The following is a 25,839-nucleotide window of genomic DNA, read 5'->3' on the forward strand; positions in this document are numbered from 1 at the left end:
AGGAATTATTTTTTATCTCGCTCCATCGAGCGCTGACGTAAAAGTTTTTGTTGTTGATACAGTGCTGCCTTTATCAGTAAATCTTGATCAGATTCTCGGAGCATCTTGTATCTAAGCGTGATAATGAAATCTTGCTCTGAAGCATCACATTCTTCTACTTGAGCGTAACAGTAAATCGCCGCAGCAGGGTGATCGAGGAACAGTTTAACACGAACGAGTTGTTGAGTAGTTAACGCTGTATCTGAGCGGAAACTGAGTTGACTAGCACCAAACTGCGTCGTTTGATAGCGAATGGAGGCGTCATCTTGTTGTGAAAGCATAAAGCTCAACAAGAGGTTAAGTTTCGCGTTTTGCGTATCAAGCAAGTTGATCACATGCTTTAACTCTTTGTTTTTCAGCTCTAGACGCGCGTTGTCTGCCAACATATCTAAGTGACTAAATTCACTGGCGACAATAAATGGTGCTGGAATTTCGGAGACAAATGTTTCTTCATCTGGCAAAGCAAAGTCCGCACTTAACGTTTCGACGTTGATGGTGAGGTTATGATGGACGGTAAAGTATTCTTGCTCTGTCATATAGTCGATCCTTTTGCCAGTGAGCGCTCCCTGTTCACTCAACAAACAAAGAGAAATAGGGCACTGATTATCGCTAACTGAATGAAGTTATCAAGTTTAGCCGATTTGTCCTTGAACTTTTTGCCTTAAATACAGACTTATTGCATGTCGTTGACAAATTTAGCGATTCTCTTGTCTTCTTAATGAGAAGAGTAAGGTAAGATAATCCGCTAAAGCTTTATATCAAAACAACCAGTTGGTTTGTCTTATATGTATCATCCTATCTCATTGTTTATTGGCTTAAGGTATCTTCGGGGACGCTCTGGAGATAGGTTCAGCCGATTTGTTTCTTATATGTCGACGGCGGGTATTACGATCGGTGTAATGGCGTTGGTGACGGTTCTTTCTGTGATGAACGGGTTTGAATCGCAGTTAAAAGAACGCATTTTAGGTGTGCTACCTCATGCCGTTGTTTCGCAACACGATGGAAAAACGCCTATGACCGAGTCTGCTCCTCCATTTGTTCAAGCGATGTCGAGTGAATCCCAGCCGGAGCCTATCGTTAGAGGAGAGGCTGTTATTCAGAGTTCTGCACAGCTGACGGCTGGTTACCTCATCGGTATTGAACCTAAGAAAGGCGATCCGATTAGCACCCATTTGATTGCCGGACGATTATCGTCACTTCAAGCAGGTGACTACAATGTATTTTTGGGTCACAGTTTGGCACGTTCACTAAAGGTCTCAATCGGGGATAAAGTACGCTTGATGGTGACCAACGCGACGCAGTTTACCCCACTTGGTCGTATTCCTAGCCAGCGAAACTTCACTGTCTCAAGCATTTTCAATACGGGATCGGACGTTGATGGTCAATTAATGATTGTGAACATGACGGATGCATCTAAGCTGATGCGTTTCCCTAAAGACACGGTTTCTGGTTGGCGTGTCTTTTTCTCTGACCCATTTATGGTGACGGATTTTGCTGACCAACCCATGCCTGATGGATGGGAATGGAGTGATTGGCGCGAACAGCGTGGTGAGCTTTTCCAAGCGGTGAAAATGGAAAAGAACATGATGGGACTTATGCTAGGTCTAATTGTGGGTGTCGCTGCATTCAATATTATCTCCGCTTTGATCATGGTGGTAATGGAGAAACAATCAGAAGTCGCAATATTGAAAACTCAAGGCATGACTCAATCTCAAGTGATGACCATTTTCATGGTGCAAGGTGCAAGCAGTGGTGTAATTGGCGCGATTGTTGGTGGCGCTGCGGGCGTGATCTTGTCACTTAATCTAAATGCGATTCTTGAATCTGCTGGTGTGGCGCTATTCAGCTTTGGTGGTCATCTACCCATCTTGATTGATTCACTGCAAATTCTTTTAGTGGTGGTGTTGGCGATTGCTCTTAGCCTTGCTGCTACGCTTTATCCTTCTTATCGAGCATCTTCTGTTAAACCTGCTGAGGCACTTCGCTATGAATAAGCTATTAGAATGTCGTGATATTCGTAAAGTCTACCGAGAGGGTTCGTTAGATACGGAAGTGTTGAAAGGCGTAAGTTTCGATATCGACAAAGGGGAGTTGGTTTCTATTGTTGGCTCTTCTGGTTCGGGAAAAAGTACCTTATTGCATATTTTAGGTGCGTTAGATGACGCAACTCATGGTGAAGTTGATTTTCTAGGGCAAAACCTATCAGCTTTGAGCTCGAACAAACAGGCGGCATTACGCAACAAGCACCTTGGTTTTGTATACCAGTTTCATCACTTGTTGGCTGACTTTACTGCGCTTGAAAATGTGGCGATGCCACTGATGATTGGCGGTGCTAAAGTAGCGGATGCAAAACAGGCGGCTAAAGCGCTGTTAGATAAAGTTGGTTTGAGTCATCGGATGCAACATAGACCCTCCGAGTTATCGGGCGGTGAGCGTCAGCGTGTTGCGATTGCGCGTGCATTGGTGAATAAACCTGATCTGGTCTTGGCTGATGAACCTACGGGGAACTTAGATCACAATACGGCACTGTCTATCTATGATTTGATGCGCGAGCTCAATAAAGAGTCAAACATTGCATTTTTGGTTGTCACGCATGACAAAGAGCTGGCAGCAAAAATGGATCGTCAAATGCACATGCAAGATGGTTTGCTCGTAGATCGTTTTGTGACTGATACAGCATCTGCGGAGGGCTAGTTTTGTTTACCTCTTTAGCTTTGATGATTGGTGGTCGCTTCAGTCGAGCGAAAAAGCGCAACAAGATGGTGTCTTTCATATCGCTTTCTTCGACTATTGGTATTGCGGTTGGCGTTGCTGTGATCATTATCGGTTTGTCTGCAATGAATGGCTTTGAGCGCGAGCTGCAATCGCGTGTGTTGTCTGTGATCCCACACGGCGAGTTAGAAGGTGTTAATGGACCACTTCATGACTACACCAAAACGATGAATCAAGCTCTAAAACATGAACATGTTGTTGCGGCAGCACCGTACGTTCGCTTTACGGGCTTGGCAGAAAAAGGCAGTAAGCTAAAAGCGATAGAAGTTCGTGGTGTAGAGCCTACTTTCGAGCAAGCGGTGTCGAGCTTATCGAATTTTATTGACCAAGAAGCTTGGCAAAACTTTTATGCCGGTCAGCAGCAAGTGATCTTAGGACGAGGTGTAGCAAACGAGCTAAATGTCGCCGTGGGGGATTACGTTACGTTGATGATTCCGCAAACAGGCGGCGCAAATAAAGTGCAGGCTCCTAAGCGAGTGCGCGTGAAGGTGTCAGGGTTCTTAACATTGAATGGCCAAATCGACCACTCTCTAGCGTTAGTACCATTAGCGGATGCTCAGCAATACGCGAGATTAGGGGAAGGGGTCACTGGCATTTCACTAAAAACTGACGATGTTCTCAATGCGCCTTCTATTGTTCGCGAGGTTGGTAGCATGATTGATGTTTATGTGTATTTGAAAAGCTGGCAGCAAAAGTTTGGTTTTTTGTATCGCGATATTCAGCTCGTGCGCACCATTATGTACTTGGTGATGGTACTGGTGATTGGCGTGGCATGTTTTAATATTGTGTCTACGTTGATGATGGCAGTGAAAGACCGAGCGGCGGAAATCGCAATTTTGCGAACAATGGGAGCAAAAGATAGCCTAATCAAACGGATCTTTGTTTGGCAAGGTGTATTCTCTGGTGTATTTGGCAGTCTCGTCGGCAGTGTTATCGGTGTCTTAGTGGCGTTAAACCTGACTCCGTTAATTAAAGGGTTAGAGAGCTTAATTGGTCATCAGTTTTTATCGGGCGATATTTACTTCGTCGACTTCTTACCATCACAACTACACTGGCCAGATGTGGCATTGGTGTCAGTGACGGCGATAGTGCTTAGTTTACTTGCGACGTGGTATCCTGCTTCTCGTGCCGCAAGGTTGAATCCGGCGGCTGTACTGAGTTCTAAATAGCTGATTGTTTTACAATATGCGAAAAACAAAAAAGGACCGAATTCGGTCCTTTTTTGTATTTATCCGACTTGAGTAACATCGCGTTTCATTCTAACTGTTAGATGCCCCTCAACTGATAGCTCAAATGCTGATTTTTACGCAGTAAGGTCTTATCTTATTTTGCGTTTTTGCCAGCTCCGTACCACTGAGTAGCGCCAAAGCCCTCGAATTCCGAAGTAGCCAATAATCGCGGATACAACCCCACAAATTGCGCAGCCCAATAGAAATGGAGGTCCAATGGTACTCATTTGCTGCATGATGAATTCCCACGATAGTTCAAAGTGAAAAGGTTGCGGGGGAAGACGCATCACTAGAGCACCTAGCTTGTACGCAAAGTAAAATAGCACAGGCATAGTGATAGGGTTGCTGATCCATACCAAAGCGACGGAGAGGGGCAGATTGACACCCAACATAATGGCCAAGCCAGCGGCCATGATCATTTGGCTCGGCAGCGGAACAAAAGCCATAAATAACCCGACAGCAAAAGCCCCTGATGCCGAGCGGCGGTTTAAGCACCACAAGTTCGGGTTGTACAACACATTGCCGAAGACCTTCAATGCTTTTTGGCGTTTGATCAATTCATGATCTGGCATGAAGCGTTTTATCAGCTTTCTAGGCATAGGACAGCATGACTCTCTCAGAAAAAAGTTGGACCTTGGCGTTATTTGTAGCGAGCGTAATCTCGTCAGCTTGGTGGCCGACAATACCAGATTGGCGTTGGTTGCTGCTGGGAATAATAACCACTGGCTCAATAATCAAATTACGTCGTGGCTTAATTAGCATAGGCGCAATTGCGGGCTTTATGGTTGTCATCGTCCACGGCAATGTATTGGAGTCTCAGAGACAAGCCCTTTTTCAAGCAGGGGAGAATATTACCATAATTGGTAAAGTTGACAGCCCTTTTACGCAAATAAGTCACGGTTATGAAGGTATTGTCGCTATAGAAGCGGTAAATTCTCAAACTCTGTTACCTTTTCTTAAACCTAAAATCCGTCTTATTACGCCTTTTCCACTCGATGTTAACAGTGAGTTTACGACATCCATCTCGTTAAAGCCGATTACAGGTCTACGCAACGAAGCTGGCTTTGATGCTGAAAAGCACGCGATGGGTAAAAATATTATCGCCCGAGCGGTTGTTAACAAAGATGCTAAGTGGATTGTTCGTTCTAATGTATCTCTGCGTCAATCCATTATTGCCGATGTCGCTGATGATGTGTCTTCCCTTCATCATTTCTCGTTAATAAGTGCGTTAGTTTTTGCTGACCGTTCTTGGTTGTCTAAGGAAGATTGGCAAGCGCTCAGGGACAGTGGTTTACTGCATTTGGTCTCCATTTCTGGTTTACATATTGGTATGGCGTTTACTTTTGGGCTAGTCGTGGGCGGTACCGTTCGTTATCTATTACCCCAATACCAGTTGTTACCTAGCTTATATGGGCTGATCTTCGCTGTTGCCTACGCTTGGTTAGCGGATTTCTCTCTGCCTACTACGCGAGCAGTGTCGGTATGCGTTGTTTACGTTCTCCTGAAGTATACTCTGGTGCACTGGACTTCTTGGCGAGTTCTTTTGCTTGCAGTATCTCTACAACTGCTTGTCCAACCTTTTGCATCCTACAGAATGAGCTTTTGGTTATCGTACCTCTCCGTTTGTGCGGTATTGTTCGCAATTAATTTGATTCGACATCAAAGGGGAGGTTGGAAAGCGCGATTAAAAGCGTTATTGCTTACTCAATTGATGTTGAGCGCTTTAATCGTACCTGTTAGTGGCCATTTCTTCTCCGGTTTTAGTTTGTCCTCAATAGCCTACAACTTGGTATTTATTCCTTGGTTCGGATTTATCGTTGTACCTTTGATGTTTCTAGCCCTGTTCTCATCTTTGTTTCTTGAAATGATAGCGAAGCCTCTGTGGCATTTGGTGGACTGGTCATTACAGCCATTGAGCACGTCAATACAGTACGCAGTAGGTTCTTGGCAACCCATTAGCATGGAAATGACAATGCTGGTTATGGTGATAGTGGTTTGCTTAATATTTCAACGGTTCATGTCTCAGTACGCGTGGTATTTGTTACTCGGCATCGTTATTAGTATCAAGTTTGCAGCGGAGTATGAACCGCATTGGCGTATCGATGTATTAGATGTAGGTCATGGCCTTGCAGTGGTTGTAGAAAAAGACGACAAGGTGTTGCTGTATGACACTGGTAAAGCATGGCAAAGCGGCAGTATCGCAGAGCAGGTCGTCACTCCGGTTTTGCATCAACGAGGTTATGAAAGCATAGATACACTGATTCTAAGCCATTCCGATAATGATCACGCAGGCGGCCGCTTTTTCATTGAAGATGCCTTTTCTCCACAGCGTAAACTTAGTAGTCAATTCTTTATCGAATATGAGCCTTGCACTAGAGGCGACCAATGGAAATGGCAAGGATTAAACATGGAAGTGCTCTGGCCTCCTGCACTTGTTCAACGTGCGTATAATCCGCACTCCTGTGTATTACGACTTACTGACCCTATTTCTAACTTTAGTATGCTTTTTACTGGTGATATTGAGGCCATTAGCGAGTGGATTTTGCTTAGAGAACCCGGAAAGTTACAAAGCGATGTGATGCTAGTCCCTCACCACGGGAGTAAAAGTTCATCGAATCCTCGATTTATCGAGGCGGTGAGCCCGAGTGTGGCGGTTGCTTCTTTAGCAAAAAACAATCGATGGGGAATGCCAGCGGAAAGTGTCGTTGCTTCATACCGAAAACTTGGCGTCACTTGGCTTGATACTGGTGAGGGTGGTCAGGTAAGCTTCTTTATTCACCGTGATAATTGGCGCTCAGAAACCAAACGTAGCGATACATTTGAGCCTTGGTATAGGCAGATGCTGCGTAAGGGAGTAGAATGAGAGTCTTAATGTAAGAAAATAAAGCACTTCTATGTCGATAAATACTGATGAAACGACTTGGCAGACGTTTAAGCGTCTATGGCAATTTATTCGCCTTTATAAGTCAGGTCTTGTCGTTGCAGTCATTGCATTAGTTATTAATGCCATATCAGATACCTATATGATTTCCCTGCTAAAACCACTACTCGATGAAGGTTTTGGGAACGCTGAATCTGATTTTTTACGCACGCTTCCATTGATTATTTTTGCCATGATGTTCATCCGTGGCATAAGTGGATTTGTCTCCACCTACTGTTTGAGCTGGGTATCTGGCAACGTAGTTATGCAAGTCCGTCGCATGGTGTTCAATCACTTTATGCATATGCCAGTGTCTTACTTTGATAAGGAAAAGACGGGCAATTTATTGTCGCGTATAACCTACGACTCAGAGCAAGTGTCAGCGGCAACTAGCCAAGCGTTGGTGAGCATTGTCCGTGAAGGCGCAAGTATCATTGGTCTGTTAGTCTTGATGTTTTACAACAGCTGGCAATTGTCGCTAGTGCTGTTTGCTGTTGCTCCCGTTGTGGCATGGGGTATTGGTGTTGTTTCTAAACGTTTTAGAAAAATATCCAAAAATATGCAGACCATGATGGGTAACGTAACTGCATCAGCAGAGCAGATGCTGAAAGGCCATAAAGTTGTGTTGAGCTATGGCGGCCAAGACATCGAACGTAAACGATTTGAAAAAGTCAGCAACCAAATGCGTCAACAAAGCATGAAGTTGGTGACGGCTCAAGCGGCGGCTAACCCAATCATCCAAATGATTGCATCACTTGCAATTGTTGCCGTTCTTTATTTGGCAAGTATTGATTCGATTAAAGAGCAACTGACTCCAGGTACATTTACTGTTGTCTTCTCTGCAATGTTTGGTCTGATGCGCCCACTTAAAGCGCTGACTAACGTTACTTCTCAGTTCCAACGTGGTATGGCCGCGAGCCAAACGCTCTTCGCGTTAATTGACCTCGAGCCTGAGAAAAACGAAGGTAAGTTGACAGTTGAACGCGCAAATGGCGATGTTTCAGTTAAAAACGTAAGCTTTACTTACACTGGTGCAGAAAAACCAGCATTGGAAAATGTCAGCTTCGATATTCCAAGAGGAAAAACGGTGGCGCTAGTTGGCCGTTCTGGCTCAGGTAAAAGTACCATCGCGAACTTGTTCAACCGCTTCTACGATGTTGACAGTGGATCTATCACATTAGATGGGCATGATATTCGTGATTACGAGCTAAAGAATTTACGCCAGCAATTTGCACTAGTATCGCAAAATGTTCATTTGTTTAATGACACGATAGCAAACAATATTGCGTACGCAACGGATGGCCAATATGAGCGCAGTGATATCGAGAAAGCGGCAACACTCGCGCATGCGATGGAGTTCATCGGCAAAATGGATGATGGACTTGATACCATGATTGGTGAAAATGGTGCTAGCTTGTCTGGTGGTCAACGCCAACGTGTTGCGATTGCGCGAGCTCTATTGCGTGATGCTCCAGTGCTGATTCTTGATGAGGCAACTTCGGCTTTGGATACCGAATCCGAGCGAGCTATTCAAGCTGCACTTGATGAGCTGCAAAAAGACAAAACGGTACTTGTAATAGCGCACCGCTTATCCACAATCGAGAAAGCCGATGAAATTCTTGTGGTTGATGATGGTGCCATCATTGAACGTGGCAACCACGCTGAGCTTATTGAGAAAAATGGTGCGTATGCACAATTGCACCGTATTCAGTTTGGTGAATAAGCGCGGTGATTGAAAAAATCTGGTTTGAAAGCCATCCAATAAAATATCTCTTGTGGCCGCTTTTGTGGCCACTGAGTTTATTATTTGGAGCGATAAGCAAGTCAAAGCGAAAGCAATACCAAACTGGCCGCAAGCAAGCTTATAATGCGCCTATACCTGTTGTTGTGGTTGGCAATATCACTGCTGGTGGCAATGGTAAAACACCAGTTGTTGTGTGGCTTGTTGAGCAACTACAGCAAATGGGCTTTAAGCCGGGGGTTGTTTCTCGTGGTTATGGGGCAAAGGCTCCTGCCTATCCGTTAGTGCTAAAAGAAGATACGCCTGCGAAGCATTGTGGCGATGAACCTAAGTTGATTCATCGCCGTACAGGAGCACCTGTTGCGGTAGATCCTGTGCGTTCAAATGCAGTGAAAGCACTGCTAGATTTGGATGTGGATATCATAATTACAGATGATGGATTACAACATTATGCGTTAGGCCGTGATATTGAGTTAGTGATTGTGGATGGGAATCGCCGGTTTGGGAATGAAAGCCTGATTCCATTAGGTCCTTTACGTGAAGGTATTGAGCGACTTAAAGAAGTCGACTTTATCATCACCAATGGCGGTCAAGCGCATACGGGCGAAATCGCAATGGCTTTAGCACCCTCTAAAGCTATTAATCTTAAGACTAAGCAACATGTGGATGTCTCGGAGTTGAAAGATCTCGTCGCATTTGCGGGCATTGGGCATCCTCCGCGTTTTTTTCATACACTAAACTCGATGAACGCAGATGTTAAAGTCACAAAAGGTTTTGCTGACCATCAAGACTTTGATCAACAAGAATTAGAAGCATTGGCTCAACAAGGGACCAATGTGATTATGACCGAGAAAGATGCCGTCAAGTGCAGCCATTATGCGCAAGATAATTGGTGGTATCTGCCTGTATCTGCCCAGTTTGAGTCAAACGATGCAGAGCAAATTTTAAATAGAATAAAAGAGGTTAAAGCGGCTTATGGATCACCGTCTACTTGAGATTGTAGCTTGCCCTGTTTGCAAAGGTAAGCTGACGTACGATAAAGATAATCAAGAGTTGATCTGCAAATTGGATCGCCTTGCTTACCCGATCAAAGAGGGTATTCCAGTTCTGCTAGAGCCTGAAGCTCGCACTATGAGCATGGATGAGGGACGCTAATGTCTTTTACGGTTGTCATCCCTTCGCGCTACGCATCGAGCCGTTTGCCTGGTAAACCGCTAGCGGATATTGGTGGTAAGCCTATGGTTCAGTGGGTTTATGAACAAGCGCTACAAGCGGGTGCGGAAGATGTCATCGTTGCAACTGATGACGAGCGTGTTGCGAAAGCGGTTTCGTCATTTGGTGGTAAAGTTTGTATGACCTCTCCCCACCACGAATCAGGTACGGAGCGTCTTGCCGAAGTTGTTGAAAAGATGGCTATTCCGTCAGACCACATTATTGTTAATGTGCAAGGGGATGAGCCTTTGATTCCGCCGTCCATCATTCGTCAGGTTGCTGATAACTTATCTGGGTGTGAAGCCCCGATGGCGACGTTAGCTGTAGAAATAGACTCGGAAGAGGAAGTGTTCAATCCGAACGCTGTTAAAGTTGTCGCAGATGAGCAAGGCTATGCGTTGTACTTTAGTCGAGCAACCATCCCTTGGGATCGCGATAACTTTGCTAAACAAGACAAAATTATTGCCAACCCATTAATGCGTCATATTGGTATTTATGCTTATCGAGCTGGTTTCATTAATACGTATGTCAACTGGGCACCAAGTGCATTAGAGCAGATTGAGTGTCTTGAGCAACTGCGAGTGCTTTGGTACGGTGAAAAAATTCATGTGGCGGTAGCGAAAGAAGCACCAGCGGCAGGGGTTGATACGCCCGAAGACCTAGAAGCCGTGCGCGCGATTGTTGCAAAGCAAGCGTAACAAATGCTCATATAGATTTAAGAATAAACAAGGCTCCTGAATTAGGAGCCTTTTTGTTTTACTTGTATCGCGGTATTAGTTAAATGTTAGTGTCGTATTGGTTCCGTTTAGGGCAGGTTGCTAACACTTCTCGGTGACCGGTGTCTTTCACTTCTTGGAGAATGACATCAAAGCCCCATAATCGGTACACGTGCTTTAGAACTTCTTCGTAACTATCATCAAGTGGGATGCGGTTGTGAGGAACGTACTGCAACGTAAGCGATCTATCACCACGGACATCGACATTAAACACCTGAATGTTTGGCTCAAGATTAGATAAGTTATACTGAGCAGCTAAGGTTTCTCTAATGCGTTTATAACCCATCTCATCGTGTATCGCAGCGACTTCAATAAAGTTCTTATGATCATCATCGTTGATCGCAAACAGCTTGAAATCACGCATTAATTTCGGAGAAAGGTATTGGCTAATAAAGCTTTCATCTTTGAAATTATGCATCGCGAAATGCACTGCATCTAACCAGTCGGTTCCTGCTAGGTCTGGAAACCACTCTTTGTCCTCATCAGTTGGTTCTTCACAGATACGCTTAATATCTCGGAACATGGCAAAGCCTAACGCGTAGGGGTTAATGCCATTAAAGTAAGGACTGTTATAAGGCGGCTGAGCCACGACACTGGTGTGGCTATGTAAGAACTCTAGAATGAATTTTTCAGACACCAAGCCCTCATCATAAAGATGGTTGAGTATGGTGTAGTGCCAGAACGTTGCCCAGCCCTCATTCATAACTTGCGTTTGTTTTTGCGGATAAAAATACTGACTGATCTTACGGACGATCCGAACAACTTCACGTTGCCACGGCTCTAGCAACGGCGCATGTTTTTCGAAGAAGTAGAGCAAGTTTTCCTGAGGCTCGCTTGGGAATCGCTCTTTAATGTCTTCCTCTTTCGTCTTGGCTGTCGGTACCGTGCGCCAAAGCTCATTAACTTGAGATTGTAGGTATGCTTCGCGTTCTTCTTGTCTTGCTTTTTCCTCTGTAATTGAGATTTTCTCTGGACGCTTGTAGCGGTCTACACCAAAGTTCATTAACGCGTGACAAGAGTCGAGCAGTTTTTCCACTTCTTTTACGCCATATCGTTCTTCACACTCGGCTAAATACTTTTTGGCGAACAGCAGATAGTCGATAATAGAGCTGGCGTCAGTCCACGTTTGGAATAGGTAATTACCTTTGAAAAAAGAGTTATGGCCGTAACACGCGTGCGCTATAACGAGTGCTTGCATTGTTACCGTATTTTCTTCCATCAAATAAGCAATACAAGGGTCGGAGTTAATCACAATCTCGTAGGCTAACCCCATTTGACCATGTTTATAGTTCTGCTCTGTTTGAATGAATTTTTTACCAAATGACCAGTGGTTGTAATTGATTGGCATGCCGATACTTGAGTAGGCATCCATCATCTGTTCTGAAGTAATCACTTCTATTTGGTTAGGGTAAGTGTCTAGGCGATAATGCTCCGCGACACGCTTAATTTCTTTGTGGTATCGCTCTAACAGCTCAAATGTCCAATCTGGTCCATCTGGCAACACTTTACTGTTACGCTTTTTAGGCGCCTCTCCTGAGAGGTTTCTCGTTGCGGTATTCATCGCTAGCCTCCTTACGCCGTTTCTTTTTGGAATAGTTCACGAAAGACTGGGAAAATATCCTCCACAGAGCGAATGTTTTTCATTGCGAAATTAGGAAACTCTTCAGTGAGTTTTTCGTACTCATGCCATAGAGTTTGATGCGAGCGCCGCGTGATCTCTATGTAAGAGTAGTACTGACAGTTTGGAAGTAATTTGTTCACTAACAGATCCCGGCATCTTGGCGAATCATCTGCCCAGTTGTCACCGTCGGATGCTTGAGCTGCATATATGTTCCACTGACCAATCGGGTATCGCTCTTTTACTATTTCATCCATTAACTTGAGCGCGCTAGATACAATGGTACCCCCGGTTTCTTGTGAGTAGAAAAATTCGTGCTCGTCCACTTCCTTCGCTTGGGTATGGTGGCGGATAAAGACGACTTCGACATTCTCGTAGGTACGAGTTAAGAACAAGTACAAAAGAACATAGAAGCGTTTTGCGATGTCTTTCGTTGCCTGATCCATAGAACCGGATACGTCCATTAGACAGAACATGACCGCTTGGCTCGATGGTACCGGGCGTTTCTCATAGTTCTTGAAGCGTAAGTCGAAGGTATCGATGAACGGCACGCTTTCGATTTTCTTGCGCAGTTCTTCAATTTCAGCCTTCAAGCGGTTCTCTTCAAACTGCTGAGCAGGCTCAATATTTTTGATGCGAGCAAGTTCGTCTTCTAGCTCTTTGAGAAGTCGTTTCTTACCAGCAGTCATTGCAGTACGGCGCGCAAGAGATTGTTGCAGAGAGCGTACTACGGCGATATTGGAAGGGATACCGGCAGTTTGAAAGCCTGCACGGTGCGTTTTCCATTCTGTGATTTTGGCAATTTGGTTTTTTTCTAGATTAGGCAGCTCGAGATCTTCGAACAAAATATCGAGGTACTCATCTTTTGATATTTGGAATACAAATTCGTCTTGGCCTTCTCCATCTGGACTGGCGTTCCCTTCTCCAGAGCCGCTACCTTGACCGCCACCTTTGGGACGCTCAATTTTATCACCAGTAATGAATTGGTCGTTACCGGGATGAACTCGTTCGCGAACACCACCTTTGCCTTGATGAAATATAGGCTCATTGATGTCTTTGTGAGGGATAGAGACGTCTTCGCCCGTTTCCGTATTCGTAATCGAGCGTCGATTCACTGCGTCTGCTACCGACTCTTTTATTTGCTCTTTGTGGCGCTTCAAGAAGCGCTGTCGATTAACAGCGCTCTTGTTCTTGCCATTGAGCCTTCGGTCTATAAATTGCGCCATGAAATAGCCCTCTTCATGTTTCACAAGCGACCTAACTCAATACTGGGTTAGGATGACTTACGTACTCGTAGGTACCACTCAGAAAGTAGGCGAACCTGTTTCTCGGTATAGCCTTTTTCCATCATGCGAGCGACAAAGTCGTCGTGCTTCTTCTGATCTTCAGAAGAGGTTTTCGCATTAAATGAGATAACCGGAAGTAGCTCTTCGGTATTGGAGAACATTTTCTTCTCGATTACTGTGCGCAGTTTTTCGTAGCTGGTCCAAACCGGGTTTTGACCATTGTTATTCGCTTTCGCACGAAGCACAAAGTTAACGATTTCGTTTCGGAAATCTTTCGGGTTAGAAATACCAGCTGTTTTTTCGATCTTCTCTAGCTCAGCATTCAGTGAAGAGCGATCAAATAGCTGACCAGTTTCTGGATCTCGGTACTCTTGGTCTTGAATCCAGAAGTCTGCATAGGTGACATATCGGTCGAAGATGTTTTGGCCGTACTCAGAGTAAGACTCAAGATAAGCGGTCTGAATCTCTTTACCGATAAATTCAACGTATCGAGGTACTAGGTAGCCTTTCAAGAACTCGAGATATTTCTCTGCTGTTTCAGCAGGGAACTGTTCGCGCTCAACCTGTTGTTCAATCACATAGAATAGATGTACAGGGTTGGCTGCCACTTCGGTTTGGTCGAAGTTAAATACGCGTGACAGAATCTTAAAGGCAAAACGTGTTGAGAGACCGTTCATGCCTTCATCGACACCAGCATAATCACGATACTCTTGATAGCTTTTTGCCTTTGGATCCGTATCTTTCAGCGTTTCACCGTCGTATACGCGCATCTTAGAGAAGATGGACGAGTTTTCAGGCTCTTTAAGTCGAGAAAGAATACTGAATTGTGCCAGAGTCTCGAGCGTGCTTGGTGAACAAGGGGCTTGAGACAACTCACTGTTTTCAAGAAGTTTTTGGTAGATTTTGACTTCTTCTGAAACACGTAGACAGTAAGGTACTTTCACAATATAAACACGGTCCAAGAACGCTTCATTGTTCTTGTTGTTACGGAAGGTCTGCCACTCAGATTCGTTTGAGTGAGCCAGAATCATACCGTCGAATGGAATCGCAGAAAGGCCTTCTGTACCGTTGAAGTTGCCTTCTTGCGTTGCTGTTAACAGCGGGTGAAGCACTTTGATTGGTGCTTTGAACATCTCAACGAATTCCATTAAACCTTGGTTTGCTTTACACAGCGCACCGGAGTAGCTGTAAGCGTCTGGATCGTCTTGCGAATAGTGTTCAAGCTTACGAATATCGACTTTACCAACCAATGATGAGATATCTTGGTTGTTTTCATCGCCTGGTTCAGTTTTGGCAATACCGATTTGGTCAAGGATAGAAGGGCGTACTTTCACTACTTTAAATTTGGTGATATCACCACCAAACTCGTGAAGACGTTTAGCGGCCCAAGGAGACATGATCGAGCGAAGATAACGGTGCTCGATGCCATATTCTTTTTTCAAAATATCGCCATCTTCTGTGGCTTTGAATAGGCAGAACGGATGGTCATTCACTGGGCTGCGTTCGCCGTTAGCAGTAAGAACATAAATAGGCATCTGTTCCATCAGAGCCTTAAGCTTTTCTGCAAGCGAAGACTTACCGCCACCTACAGGGCCGAGTAAGTAAAGAATCTGCTTACGCTCTTCTAGGCCTTGCGCCGCATGTTTTAGGTAAGACACAATTTGTTCTATGGCATCTTCCATGCCATAAAAGTCTTTAAAGGTTTCATAACGAGAGATAACACGATTCGAGAAGATTCGGCTTAGTCTCGGATCCTTTGCCGTATCGATTATCTCTGGTTCACCAATCGCCATCAGTAGGCGTTCTGCTGCATTAGCATAAGCGCTTTTGTCATCTTTACACAGGGCTAAAAACTCCTGTAACGACATCTCTTCATCTTTTGCAGCTTCATATCTTGATTGATAGTGGTCGAAAATACTCATGTCGCTTTCCCCTTTAATAGTCAGTCTACCGACGAACGTTGATTCAGGCTTTCCACCAACAGTTATGCTCGTTGTTGTTTGAATATACGTCCTGTTATCACATTTGGTTCGTACAGAATGTAAGATTGGCGACACCAAAGACTTTGCTTTATGGACGGTTTTTTCGTTACAACGGTGAGCGGTGGATATGAATTTTTCAATCACAGCCTTTCTCTACTTAAGCCTAGTCGGGGATTTGCAATTTTGCTTAACAATTATGAATTTATTGTAAAAGTGACATTTGAATCACTCTTTTATTAAGGACGAATTTATGTCGTGAATAGGTGCAATAGAAATCAAATATTTGGCAAAGACAGAAGAGTCTCAGTGATTCGTTGTTCTACATTGAGCAAGGTAAGTGAAAGAGGTAGGAAGAGAGCAAAGTCTTAGATAAGTTTGTGACAGGGTAAATAACAAGGAGAGCGGGCGCTCTCCTCATTCTTAGACGACCATTTTATGCGCTGAAGATTTGCGCTAGTTCGTTTTCACATAAATGATACTGACGAGGGCAGTTACGCCAAGTTTGCAGCATACGGCGGTATTTATCTAGCATCGGCATTTGGCTGTTAAAGTGATGATCTGCCTTGTCAAACTGAGGGTACAAACCTTCAGAATCGATGAGAAAACGTACGTAATGTACTTGTTGCGCTTCTGAAGCAATATCAAATCCCAAGAACTTCAAGCGGCGCTGATCTACGTTGCTGCGATCTTCATCGTCTAGCATGTTGTAAGATTCTTGCATCGCATGATACATCTCCATAACGTCGATGAGCTCACGACACTCTGCTTCTGAGAGGCAGCCGAAATCTTTGTTCAACTCTCGCATTTGTAGTTCATAACCACGTTCAACGATCGTTTGTAAGCGTTTGTATTTGGCCGCATTACTTGGATCAAGTTGAGACATAAGGTTGTATTGGTTTGATAGAATCAAACGTTGAGCGTTTGACATTTCCATGGTGACCTCACTAGATATCTAATACATTTTTAATGTGCTTAGGTTAACGCTTAAGACATGAGTGAAACATGATCTCAACACATATTTAATACTAAAAAATGGCAAGAACTGTCACTTTTGACCAGTTTGAAAACACTTATTTATGGTAATGATTGTATATGTAGTCTCGGTCTGAAAATACTCTCAGCCACTCTGGCTTGAATACGGTTAAAACCGCCAGTGCCATACCATTTAATAGACCTTCTGGAAAGGCGAGCAACGGCACAAAAACAAAGTAGTTATGTTGAATGGTTTCCCAATCGTAGTGACCAACTGATAGGTGATAAAAAGAGTTAATGATGAGGTGCAGACTTCCTGTTATCGCGCCATTGAAAAATCCAGCAACGAAGATGAAAACAAAAATGTTTCGTGGCAAGTAGTGGTAACTCAGAAGAAACACTAAGTAACTAATGAAAATCGGAATTAGGGCAGATAGAACTAACGACGTGGGTAAGAGTAGCAAGGACACATCATGTAGTAGGTGGTTGACCAACATAGCGGGAATGCTGAGTAGAAATGCCATGCGCCAACCATACATCATCGTCAGCGTTGTTAGTGCAAGAAAATGAATCTGTAATCCTTCTTTTACACCTGCTTGAGCGGCCCATAAAATACTGAAAAAGAAGAGCGTTGCAAAAACGAGGTGCTGAAATCCTTTCTCTTTTTCCAGTTTGGGCCAAACGACTTTTTTCCAATCTGGTAGGCAGTAGACTACTACTATCCAAATTGAGACAACAAGAGAGCCTAAGTTAAACATATCCATGTTACTTCCTTCCTATGCGAACATGACGCAATCATTTCTATCGTTCTTTTTATACCTAAATAACCGCAGAGAAACTCACTGATAAGGCTTAGATATAATCAAAAAAAATACCAGCAATAAGCTGGTATTTTAAAGAGGTTAGTCTTGCGGTTCACTTAGTATTTTACGTTATCGTTGTATTGAGCAAGAATGGATTGAATTTCATCCATGGTTTCTTTTGGTGGCGGGTTTACGCCTTCGAGTGGGTATTCTAAGCCTAACGCTTCCCACTTATGAGCCCCTAATTTGTGGTAAGGAAGTAACTCGACCTTTTCGATGTTATCCATGTCTTTAATAAATTCACCAAGCATGTGTGCTGCTTCTGGGTCATCTGTGTAACCAGGCACGACGACATAGCGAATCCATGTTTTCTTTCCGATTTTTTGCAAGTAACGAGCAAAGTCCAATGTGCGTCGGTTGGATACACCGATGAGATCTTGGTGCACTTCGTCTTTCATGTGTTTGATGTCAAGCATGACTAAGTCTGTTGCATCCAGTACTTCATCGATAACATCAGTGTGCTTACGAACATAACCGTTAGTATCTAGACATGTATGAATGCCTTCGGCTTTAGCTGCGCGGAAAAAATCACGTACGAATTCCGGTTGAAGCATCGCTTCGCCGCCAGAACAAGTAACGCCACCACCTGATGCATTCATGAAGTGGCGGTAACTTTTCGCTTCGGAAATGATTTCTTCAACCGTGACTTCTTTGCCATCATGCGTGTCCCAAGTATCGCGGTTATGGCAATACTTACAGCGCATTAAACAACCTTGCAAGAAGACGATAAATCGAATACCAGGTCCGTCTACGGTACCACATGACTCAAATGAGTGAATACGACCAGCTGTTGACATCTTTTGCTCTCATTACTAGTAAATTCTAGCTGTTATTTTATTACAAAAAGCAGGGTTAAAACAGCTTTGTCGGTACTAAAGGCAAGGTTATTTGAAGAAAGAAAATAGATGGAGCCAATCTACATAAACGCTTGAACACGAGGTGGTTAATACCTACCCCGAGAACTTGCCGTGTATCTAGATTGACTTCGATGCTGGGATAATCCAGTTTTTAGAAAAAGGCGAACACGGAGAACGAGCCTGTCCCATAAACATCGGTTTGGGCTTCTTCATAATCCGGTGTTTTAATCGTAAAGGTGATGCTTGCACCGTAATTTTGGTTGTACCAAGATACCCCCGCGACGGCACTTGCTTGCCAATTTTGCAGTGTGACGTCGTATGGCGCTGACGGTTCAGGAATGCCAGGACGATCTCCTTCGATAGTCATGTCATTAAAGCGGTAACGACCTTCAAACCCGGTGAACAAGAACCAACTCGACGTGTTCTGAGCGATCATACTTGCTGAGAAAGGGCTTTCGACACTGATATTGGCGGCTCCGATGCTATTTGCTAGGTTTGTACCCCAACGAAACATGACGCCTTGAGAGACATCACTACGGAAGTTACCCGCATTGATGTCGTTAATGTTGGTGATCTCCCATTGTGTTTTTTGTTCTTCGCTGCGCATCAATTTGTTAAATACGCGGTAACCAAGGCTGAACGCAACTTTATCTTCAATCTGGTAATCCCAACCTTGAGGGTCCGTCGATCCTGTTATGCCGTGAACGATTTCTTGCGCCTTTTCTGATAGCGAACTTTCACCCGTAGCTCCTATGGTGAAATTGTACCGTACAGCTTTGTCACTCGTTAGGGAAAGGTAGTTGATTTCGGTGTGTAGGTAACCGGCATATGGGCGATCATTGATTAGTGGATAATCGGCTTCAATGTCGCTTGGAGTCCACATTTTGTGGCCAAGAACCAACTCTATTTTATCGATATTGGCGTGCTCTGAGTTAGCTAGACTCAGCCATTTCCATTGGCTTTCTTGTATCAGTTGGCCTGTCGCGTAAGAAAGGAAAACACCATTCGTATAGTCTTGATCGACGCCAAAAATACCATCGTTGTCGATGGTAAAAGAAACCGTAGACTTAGTGGATGCTATTGCAACTGGAGAAAGAAGGGTAAGAATAATTAATTTACTAAATCTCATAGACTTTATTTGCTAACTTTTTTCGCATCATACGTAAGAATGCGGGCAAAAGTCTTTCGCGATATCACAACTTTCATTCAAGAAATAAAAAAAGGCTGATGCTACTTAGCATCAGCCTTTGTTGTATTACTAGAACGTTATTTCGCTATAGTCTTATAGAGACTCAGTGAATGTACGCGCGATTACGTCAGCTTGTTGCTCTGCAGTTAGAGAGTTGAAGCGAACAGCGTAACCAGATACACGGATTGTTAGCTGAGGGTATTTCTCTGGGTGCTTAACTGCGTCTTCTAGAGTTTCACGGTTAAGAACGTTCACGTTTAGGTGTTGGCCACCTTCGATACCCGCTTCGTGGTGGAAGTAACCATCCATAAGACCAGCAAGGTTAGCGCGTTGTGAACCCTCATCTTTACCTAGCGCGTTAGGTACGATAGAGAATGTGTAAGAGATACCATCTTGTGCGTCAGCAAACGGCAGTTTAGCAACTGAAGTTAGTGATGCTACAGCACCTTTCTCGTCACGACCGTGCATTGGGTTTGCACCTGGAGCAAATGGAGCACCAGCACGACGACCGTCAGGCGTGTTACCAGTTTTCTTACCGTAAACCACGTTTGAAGTGATAGTAAGAATTGACTGAGTAGGGATTGCATCACGGTAAGTCTTAAGCTTACGGATTTTGCCCATAAATACAGAAACAAGTTCACATGCAATGTCATCAACGCGTGGGTCGTTGTTACCGAATTTAGGGTAATCGCCTTCGATTTCGAAGTCGATTGCTAGACCGTCTTCGTCACGAATTGGCTTAACTTTTGCGTATTTAATTGCAGATAGTGAGTCAGCCGCAACAGATAGACCAGCAATACCACAAGCCATAGTACGTTTAACGTCACGGTCGTGTAGAGCCATTAGTGCCGCTTCGTAGCTGTACTTATCGTGCATGAAGTGGATAGCGTTTAGTGCAGTCACATATTGTTTCGCTAGCCAATCCATGAAGTGGTCCATTTTCTCCCACAGTTCATCGTAGTTAAGAACATCGCCTTCGATCTTAGGCATTTGCGGGCCAACTTGGATTTTTAGCTTCTCATCCACACCACCGTTGATGGTGTAAAGCATTGTTTTTGCAAGGTTCGCACGAGCACCGAAGAACTGCATTTGCTTACCAACAACCATTGGAGATACACAACATGCGATCGCGTAGTCGTCAGAGTTCATGTCTGGACGCATTAGGTCGTCATTTTCGTACTGAATAGAAGAAGTATCGATAGATACTTTCGCACAGAACTTCTTGAAGCCTTCAGGTAGTTGCTCAGACCAAAGAACAGTGATGTTTGGCTCTGGAGAAGGACCCATAGTGTATAGTGAGTTTAGGAAACGGAAGTTTGTACGAGTAACTAGCGTACGACCGTCAAGACCCATACCACCCATAGACTCAGTTGCCCAGATAGGGTCGCCAGAGAATAGATCATCGTACTCAGGAGTACGTAGGAAACGAACCATACGTAGTTTCATTACGAAGTGGTCGATCATTTCCTGAGCTTGTTCTTCAGTTAGCTTACCAGCCGCGATATCACGTTCGATGAAGATGTCTAGGAACGTAGAAGTACGACCTAGAGACATAGCCGCACCGTTTTGAGATTTAACAGCAGCTAGGTAACCGAAGTAAGTCCACTGAATAGCTTCTTGCGCAGTTTCAGCAGGACGAGAAATATCACAACCGTATTTTGCAGCCATTTCTTTGATTTGACCTAGAGCACGGTGTTGCTCTGCGATCTCTTCACGAAGCTGCATTGTCATTTGTAGGTCTTCGCCGTTCTCAAAACGCTCTTGTAGAGAAGAGAACTGCGCGAATTTATCCTTCATTAGGAAGTCAATACCGTATAGAGCAACACGACGGTAGTCACCGATGATACGACCACGACCGTATGCATCTGGAAGACCAGTCAGTACGCCAGATTTACGACACGCCATGATTTGAGGAGTGTAGATATCGAAAACGCCTTGGTTGTGAGTTTTACGGTATTCTGTATAGATTTTTTTAACTTGTGGGTCTAGCTCGCGGTCGTAGGCTTTACATGAACCTTCAACCATGCGGATACCACCGTTAGGGATGATCGCACGTTTTAGAGGAGCGTCAGTTTGAAGACCTACGATAGTTTCTAGGTCTTTTTCGATGTAGCCTGCATCGTGAGCAGTGATGGTAGAGATAACTGAAGTATCAAAATCAACAGGAGCGTGAGTCGCGTTCTCTTGTTTGATGCCTTCCATTACCTTAGCCCAAAGCTTGTTAGTCGCTTCAGTACCTTCAGAAACTAGGAAAGATTCGTCGCCTTCGTACGGAGTGTAGTTCTTCTGAATGAAATCACGAACGTTTACTTCGTTTTGCCAGTCGCCTGCAGCAAAACCTTCCCAAGCTTTAGCAAATTGCTCTGCCATGACATACCTACCTTTTTAGTAGAAAAAAATACGTACTGCTTCGCCGTTGAGCCAGCTATCCCCAGATAAAAGAGGGGAACAGTACACTCTTATGAATAACAATATTTATAGTCTTAAATTTACGTATTCGATTTACAAAACTATAAATATTGTCACTAGTTTTAACGTTTCTCTTTTTAAGCAACAGTTAGAGGTTAAACTAAAATTTTTTTGCAAACCTTAAACTAAATCAATAAATCCTCAAAAATCTCGATAAAAATGGGGTAGCGACGAGCGCTACCCACAAATTTCTGGACTGCTAGCTTATAGCCAAGCTTGGATGCCATACTGGCCTTCAAGCATACCAACTGCAAGCATAGCAACTAAACAGATAACGAGTACGCTTACTGGGATCACAATCTTGTCTACAAATGATAGGCGAGACGCGCGCTCTTTATCTCCAATTAAACCGTTGTTATCTAAAAGCATAGTTAGTGCCCAAGCTAGAACTGGGTTAACAACGGCAGAACCAAAGATACAGATACCTGCTGCTTGTGAGTCTTTTGAGTCCTTCACCATCTGCATGCCAGCTTCAAGCAGTGGTAGAGATACACCAACGAGAAGAGCAACGCGCATAACTGGAGGCCATACTGCAACGTCCATAGGAAAACCAAGGATTGCAACAATAATACATAGAGAGCCTAGTAAGATGGCACCAGCAGGAATAGGGCGTTTCGCGATTGCAGCAGGGATCATGTAAGTCCCCCAAGATGATGTGATGTTACCACCACCCACTGCAGTACCGACCATTTGGCGAACGGAACACATTGTCATTGTGTCATCAACGTCCATCAGCACTTTCTCACTCTTACGTGGATAGTTCATCTCTTGGAAGATACGGTGACCCAAGAAGTCAGGTGACCACATTGCTACCGCAAGAATGGCGAATGGTAGAGAAGCGATGAAGTGTTCCATATTAGGAAGACCAAGCATCCAACCTTCTTCTGTTGAACCCCACCAGTAGATTGGATTTAGGTTTGGAAGGCCTGTCTCGGTTACGAATTTAATATCGAAGCCTGCGCCAAGAGCAAGTGCGATTGCAAGCCCAGTGAAGGCACAAACAGGGATCGCTAGCCAGCGTTTGTTCACTTTAGCAAGGAACGCGTATAAGCCAATGGTAACCGCAAGAACAATTAGACCGATGTAACCCATGCTACCAGCGGCAACCGTATCGGATTGCAAACCAACAGCCCAAGCTTGAATAGAGTTAATTTGGCTCATGGTTCCGGTTAAACCTAGGAAAATAAGAAGGCCACCAGCCGTACCTTCAGAGGTGAGGTTAACCAGTTTTGACCCACCTTTTAAGAGGCTCAAAATCAAACCAAACACACCAATGAGAATTGCTAATGCAAGAGGGTGAGCACCAGCAAGAGCGATGGTACCAATAAGAGGGATCATTGGGCCGTGGTTGCCTGCTAGGTTGGCTTTAGGGTTAATAAAACCAGAGGCAAGTACACAGAAAAGAAGTGCAGGGATGAGCATTTCTACACGCGCAACTTCGATAGCAAAGTCCTTGCCTAAGTTTACGTGGTCCCATGCTGCAGTAAGACCTTCAGCCCAAGACATCATTACCGCAGAGTACATTGCGATAATACCGATAGTACCAGCAAGCGCTGGAACAAGGTCTTCAAGCTCAAAGCGGAAGTCACGACCTGGCAAGTTCAAGCCAAAACGACGTGGCTTCATAATTTGTAGTTCGTGGTCTAGGTAGTCTGAACGGCTTGCGAACTCAGATGCTGGACGATGAAGCTCACGGTAGCTCTTGGTCTCGATATCTGAATCAGAGTGCGTTTTGTTAACTGCGTCTGACATAGATTCCTCATATATTTAAAAGTTATGAATTCTTCATTCAATTGTGTTAGTCCGCATCCTGCGGCACGCTTATGCTAGCTATTATTAGATTTGTTACACGTCGACACTGTGCCTAAGCATAGCTAATAACTTATTGTGTTGAGGCACAAAAAAAGCCTCATCTTTTGGCAGGAGTCTAGCAAGATAGCCATTTAGGGTGATTGATTTAGATCACTTTAAGAATGGTTGTGAAATAAAACTACAGAAAGTTTCTGGCATGCGAATGAGATGCGGAGAACTTGTGTAATTTCATTACACAAGTTGCATAAAATTAGAACTTTTTGTCCTTTTGCACGAGATGCAGATTAAATGTCAATATTCACGATGATTATATAAAGCTGGCTTTATTCTTGCTTTGGACAGAGCAAAGACAATTTTTTGGCTAATCATTGCCGCTCAGTTTAGGAAAAAGACATGAAACAGCTTAAAGTACTGCCACTAGTGGCAATCATCTCAGGGTTAATGGTCGGTTGTGGCGGCGGTGGCGGCGGTGGCGGTGGTGCAGCGCCGAAAACTGCGTTTACTTTTGATTTTGCTATACCAGCAACAATGACTGAAAGTGAAGCAACTACGAAAGGTTGTACTGTATATGACCACAAAACTGAGCTGAACGGCGATAAAACGGTTTTAACCTATAGTGCAGCGTCAAAAGAGCAAGTGACCAACTATGTTATCGGTTACTACTCTGATGCCGATGGCAAAAGATCCGGAGACATTATCAAACCTACCACTGATAACTTTAAGTTTTATCTTGAAGATATCCCTGACGGCGGCTTTGTAACGTTTCAAGCAATAGAATTTAACGGCAAAGAAGCTCGCGTAAACACGTTTTCAAAAGAGTTCTTGCAAGATAAGAAACTACGTAATGCTACTTTTGCACTAAACCGAGACTCTTTGAACAAATGCTTTACTGGCGGTAACTTAGCAAGCAATAAGTTTACTAACTTAGATTACCGAAACGCTGAATCAGGTGGCGGAGATTACAACTTTGTCTCGCAAACCGATATTTTCACGTCTCCGAACCCTGATATGTTGCCTACTGATGAACTGATGGGGCTTAAAGGTGAACCAACGGCATTGTTTCAGTATGAATCAGGTTCAAGCGACAAAGCGCTTTACCAGTATGGTATTGGTTCGTGGGGAACTGGTGAGATAGCCTTAGTTAGAGCGGATAATACGTCAAACATTTATTCGTCTTCTGACTATACTTACGACTCGCTCAACATTGGCTTTGTTACTAACGGCTTTGCATATGACGCGTTGAAGCTGGATAAAACGGCCGTTGAATATAATCGCCCTAGTGCAACGAATAAAGAAACTTGGGTATACATGGCGTTCTCAGAGAATCAAGTTAATGGTTGGGAGTCTCTACTTAACGAAACGATCTCTGACGGATGGGATATTGACGTTGATCCGAGTGCTTACTTAAATATTGATAACCTGCCGAACACAAAACCAAGTGTATCAACGCAAGGAAGTGCAGAGTCCGTGATTGATCTGGACATGGGCTTAACATCGTCTACTGAAGGCTTTACTCGTGTCGCTTACTTTGCAACTTCAGGCGACTACAGAGTCACACATCGCATTTTCACAACAAGTGATAGTGATTCTGTTGTTGTTCCAGAATTGCATTACTACAACTTCCCAACATCGGCCGTTAACGGTTTGAAAGTTTCAGCTTCGGACGATTTTAATCGCACTGCTTTGGTAGTGAATGAAGATAGTAATATTGATTCTAAAGTTTTCATGAGCTTCTTTTCCAATGGTGAAGCGTCAGAGCCTGAACTAGATGAAGACCTAGATGGCATCATTACTTCTGAAAAAGAAGGCTTAGAAAATGAAGTGACATTACGTACTTCAAACTCGTTGGTAGTCAGTCGTTTTAATTAATTCATTGCGACCTCGAATAGGTTTCAATTAACACTTTTGTAAATTTATTAAGCCCCTTTGAAAGGGGCTTTTTTATATTTAATATTCAACTTTTGAAGAATATGTTGCTATATATTGCATATTAATTTGCCTATCGTATCTTTCTATTCGAATTATTTAGGTTAATAATTTGTTGCAAGTTTCAAGGGGCGGTGCTAATTTGTTCCGAATTAGAGAGGGCGGAGTCCCTTAAT

General features: G+C 43.9%; 20 protein-coding genes. 9 read left to right on the top strand and 11 right to left on the bottom strand.

Annotation, left to right across the window (positions count from 1 at the left end):
- Positions 1 to 5: 5 nt before the first annotated feature.
- Positions 6 to 575, bottom strand: coding sequence for a hypothetical protein (locus R7Q09_RS02755; RefSeq protein ID WP_054576371.1), 570 nt, complete (start codon positions 573 to 575; stop codon positions 6 to 8).
- Positions 576 to 824: 249 nt separating this feature from the next.
- Between R7Q09_RS02755 and lolC the strand changes: the two genes are divergently transcribed.
- The 3 genes from lolC to lolE are packed head-to-tail and all read left to right on the top strand — an operon-like array spanning position 825 to position 3,980.
- The gene (gene lolC / locus R7Q09_RS02760) at positions 825 to 2,033 is read left to right on the top strand and encodes a lipoprotein-releasing ABC transporter permease subunit LolC (protein WP_318070487.1); all 1,209 of its coding nucleotides are present in this window, start codon (positions 825 to 827) and stop codon (positions 2,031 to 2,033) included.
- Positions 2,026 to 2,733: a lipoprotein-releasing ABC transporter ATP-binding protein LolD gene (gene lolD, locus R7Q09_RS02765; RefSeq protein ID WP_005378457.1), complete on the top strand. Its 708-nt coding sequence runs from the start codon at positions 2,026 to 2,028 to the stop codon at positions 2,731 to 2,733. The genes lolC and lolD overlap by 8 nt, the downstream gene beginning before the upstream one ends.
- 2 nt (positions 2,734 to 2,735) lie before the next feature.
- The gene (gene lolE / locus R7Q09_RS02770) at positions 2,736 to 3,980 is read left to right on the top strand and encodes a lipoprotein-releasing ABC transporter permease subunit LolE (RefSeq protein WP_017820016.1); all 1,245 of its coding nucleotides are present in this window, start codon (positions 2,736 to 2,738) and stop codon (positions 3,978 to 3,980) included.
- A gap of 149 nt (positions 3,981 to 4,129) precedes the next feature.
- Here lolE and R7Q09_RS02775 read toward each other — a convergent pair whose 3' ends face one another.
- The gene (locus R7Q09_RS02775; protein WP_005387834.1) at positions 4,130 to 4,639 is read right to left on the bottom strand and encodes a DUF2062 domain-containing protein; all 510 of its coding nucleotides are present in this window, start codon (positions 4,637 to 4,639) and stop codon (positions 4,130 to 4,132) included.
- Between the two features lie 8 nt (positions 4,640 to 4,647).
- On the opposite strand from R7Q09_RS02775, the gene R7Q09_RS02780 reads away from it, so the two are divergent.
- Genes R7Q09_RS02780 through kdsB form a run of 5 tightly spaced genes read left to right on the top strand, consistent with a single transcriptional unit; the run spans position 4,648 to position 10,611 of the window.
- Positions 4,648 to 6,903, top strand: coding sequence for a DNA internalization-related competence protein ComEC/Rec2 (locus tag R7Q09_RS02780; protein ID WP_318070488.1), 2,256 nt, complete (start codon positions 4,648 to 4,650; stop codon positions 6,901 to 6,903).
- A gap of 31 nt (positions 6,904 to 6,934) precedes the next feature.
- On the top strand, positions 6,935 to 8,683 hold the full coding sequence (gene msbA, locus R7Q09_RS02785) for a lipid A ABC transporter ATP-binding protein/permease MsbA (protein WP_042522131.1): 1,749 nt from the start codon (positions 6,935 to 6,937) through the stop codon (positions 8,681 to 8,683).
- Positions 8,684 to 8,688: 5 nt separating this feature from the next.
- Complete coding sequence (gene lpxK, locus R7Q09_RS02790) at positions 8,689 to 9,696, top strand: tetraacyldisaccharide 4'-kinase (protein WP_054729263.1); 1,008 nt, start codon at positions 8,689 to 8,691, stop codon at positions 9,694 to 9,696.
- Positions 9,677 to 9,856: a Trm112 family protein gene (locus tag R7Q09_RS02795; RefSeq protein WP_005378451.1), complete on the top strand. Its 180-nt coding sequence runs from the start codon at positions 9,677 to 9,679 to the stop codon at positions 9,854 to 9,856. The genes lpxK and R7Q09_RS02795 overlap by 20 nt, the downstream gene beginning before the upstream one ends.
- Positions 9,856 to 10,611 carry a 3-deoxy-manno-octulosonate cytidylyltransferase gene (gene kdsB / locus R7Q09_RS02800; protein ID WP_171344554.1) on the top strand — a complete coding sequence of 252 codons (756 nt, stop codon included), beginning with the start codon at positions 9,856 to 9,858 and terminating at the stop codon, positions 10,609 to 10,611. The genes R7Q09_RS02795 and kdsB overlap by 1 nt, the downstream gene beginning before the upstream one ends.
- Positions 10,612 to 10,690: 79 nt before the next feature.
- Here the strand turns inward: kdsB and R7Q09_RS02805 are convergent, their stop codons facing one another.
- From R7Q09_RS02805 to R7Q09_RS02845, 9 genes are all read right to left on the bottom strand, one after another.
- Positions 10,691 to 12,250, bottom strand: a complete 1,560-nt coding sequence (locus R7Q09_RS02805; RefSeq protein ID WP_005378449.1) for a SpoVR family protein — start codon at positions 12,248 to 12,250, stop codon at positions 10,691 to 10,693.
- An 11-nt stretch (positions 12,251 to 12,261) separates the two neighbouring features.
- Positions 12,262 to 13,533: a YeaH/YhbH family protein gene (locus R7Q09_RS02810; protein ID WP_005378448.1), complete on the bottom strand. Its 1,272-nt coding sequence runs from the start codon at positions 13,531 to 13,533 to the stop codon at positions 12,262 to 12,264.
- A 47-nt stretch (positions 13,534 to 13,580) separates the two neighbouring features.
- Positions 13,581 to 15,515 (bottom strand): PrkA family serine protein kinase, encoded by a 1,935-nt coding sequence (locus R7Q09_RS02815; RefSeq protein WP_005378447.1) that lies wholly within the window; start codon positions 15,513 to 15,515, stop codon positions 13,581 to 13,583.
- 493 nt (positions 15,516 to 16,008) lie between these two features.
- Positions 16,009 to 16,509, bottom strand: coding sequence for a YfbU family protein (locus R7Q09_RS02820; protein WP_318070489.1), 501 nt, complete (start codon positions 16,507 to 16,509; stop codon positions 16,009 to 16,011).
- 136 nt (positions 16,510 to 16,645) lie between these two features.
- A complete protein-coding gene (locus tag R7Q09_RS02825) occupies positions 16,646 to 17,311 on the bottom strand; it encodes an energy-coupling factor ABC transporter permease (RefSeq protein WP_318070490.1) in 666 nt (221 codons plus the stop codon).
- A 155-nt stretch (positions 17,312 to 17,466) separates the two neighbouring features.
- Positions 17,467 to 18,207, bottom strand: coding sequence for a pyruvate formate lyase 1-activating protein (gene pflA, locus R7Q09_RS02830; protein ID WP_005378444.1), 741 nt, complete (start codon positions 18,205 to 18,207; stop codon positions 17,467 to 17,469).
- A 211-nt stretch (positions 18,208 to 18,418) separates the two neighbouring features.
- Positions 18,419 to 19,396: a lipid A deacylase LpxR family protein gene (locus tag R7Q09_RS02835; protein ID WP_167415101.1), complete on the bottom strand. Its 978-nt coding sequence runs from the start codon at positions 19,394 to 19,396 to the stop codon at positions 18,419 to 18,421.
- A 153-nt stretch (positions 19,397 to 19,549) separates the two neighbouring features.
- On the bottom strand, positions 19,550 to 21,826 hold the full coding sequence (gene pflB, locus R7Q09_RS02840) for a formate C-acetyltransferase (RefSeq protein WP_005378442.1): 2,277 nt from the start codon (positions 21,824 to 21,826) through the stop codon (positions 19,550 to 19,552).
- A gap of 303 nt (positions 21,827 to 22,129) precedes the next feature.
- Entirely contained in the window at positions 22,130 to 23,677 is a 1,548-nt protein-coding gene (locus tag R7Q09_RS02845; protein ID WP_005378441.1) for a DUF3360 family protein, read from the bottom strand.
- Between the two features lie 453 nt (positions 23,678 to 24,130).
- Between R7Q09_RS02845 and R7Q09_RS02850 the strand changes: the two genes are divergently transcribed.
- A complete protein-coding gene (locus tag R7Q09_RS02850) occupies positions 24,131 to 25,606 on the top strand; it encodes a hypothetical protein (RefSeq protein ID WP_017820023.1) in 1,476 nt (491 codons plus the stop codon).
- Positions 25,607 to 25,839: the final 233 nt, after the last annotated feature.

This window comes from Vibrio sp. 2130-1 (assembly GCF_033339515.1).

Excerpts from the sequence above, each read along its gene's own strand:
- R7Q09_RS02755 (WP_054576371.1), bottom strand. The coding sequence starts at position 575 with ATGACAGAGCAAGAATACTTTACCGTCCATCATAACCTCACCATCAAC.
- lolC (WP_318070487.1), top strand. The coding sequence starts at position 825 with ATGTATCATCCTATCTCATTGTTTATTGGCTTAAGGTATCTTCGGGGA.
- lolD (WP_005378457.1), top strand. The coding sequence starts at position 2,026 with ATGAATAAGCTATTAGAATGTCGTGATATTCGTAAAGTCTACCGAGAG.
- R7Q09_RS02775 (WP_005387834.1), bottom strand. The coding sequence starts at position 4,639 with ATGCCTAGAAAGCTGATAAAACGCTTCATGCCAGATCATGAATTGATC.
- R7Q09_RS02780 (WP_318070488.1), top strand. The coding sequence starts at position 4,648 with ATGACTCTCTCAGAAAAAAGTTGGACCTTGGCGTTATTTGTAGCGAGC.
- msbA (WP_042522131.1), top strand. The coding sequence starts at position 6,935 with ATGTCGATAAATACTGATGAAACGACTTGGCAGACGTTTAAGCGTCTA.
- R7Q09_RS02795 (WP_005378451.1), top strand. The coding sequence starts at position 9,677 with ATGGATCACCGTCTACTTGAGATTGTAGCTTGCCCTGTTTGCAAAGGT.
- kdsB (WP_171344554.1), top strand. The coding sequence starts at position 9,856 with ATGTCTTTTACGGTTGTCATCCCTTCGCGCTACGCATCGAGCCGTTTG.
- R7Q09_RS02805 (WP_005378449.1), bottom strand. The coding sequence starts at position 12,250 with ATGAATACCGCAACGAGAAACCTCTCAGGAGAGGCGCCTAAAAAGCGT.
- R7Q09_RS02810 (WP_005378448.1), bottom strand. The coding sequence starts at position 13,533 with ATGGCGCAATTTATAGACCGAAGGCTCAATGGCAAGAACAAGAGCGCT.
- R7Q09_RS02815 (WP_005378447.1), bottom strand. The coding sequence starts at position 15,515 with ATGAGTATTTTCGACCACTATCAATCAAGATATGAAGCTGCAAAAGAT.
- R7Q09_RS02820 (WP_318070489.1), bottom strand. The coding sequence starts at position 16,509 with ATGGAAATGTCAAACGCTCAACGTTTGATTCTATCAAACCAATACAAC.
- R7Q09_RS02825 (WP_318070490.1), bottom strand. The coding sequence starts at position 17,311 with ATGGATATGTTTAACTTAGGCTCTCTTGTTGTCTCAATTTGGATAGTA.
- pflA (WP_005378444.1), bottom strand. The coding sequence starts at position 18,207 with ATGTCAACAGCTGGTCGTATTCACTCATTTGAGTCATGTGGTACCGTA.
- R7Q09_RS02835 (WP_167415101.1), bottom strand. The coding sequence starts at position 19,396 with ATGAGATTTAGTAAATTAATTATTCTTACCCTTCTTTCTCCAGTTGCA.
- pflB (WP_005378442.1), bottom strand. The coding sequence starts at position 21,826 with ATGGCAGAGCAATTTGCTAAAGCTTGGGAAGGTTTTGCTGCAGGCGAC.
- R7Q09_RS02845 (WP_005378441.1), bottom strand. The coding sequence starts at position 23,677 with ATGTCAGACGCAGTTAACAAAACGCACTCTGATTCAGATATCGAGACC.
- R7Q09_RS02850 (WP_017820023.1), top strand. The coding sequence starts at position 24,131 with ATGAAACAGCTTAAAGTACTGCCACTAGTGGCAATCATCTCAGGGTTA.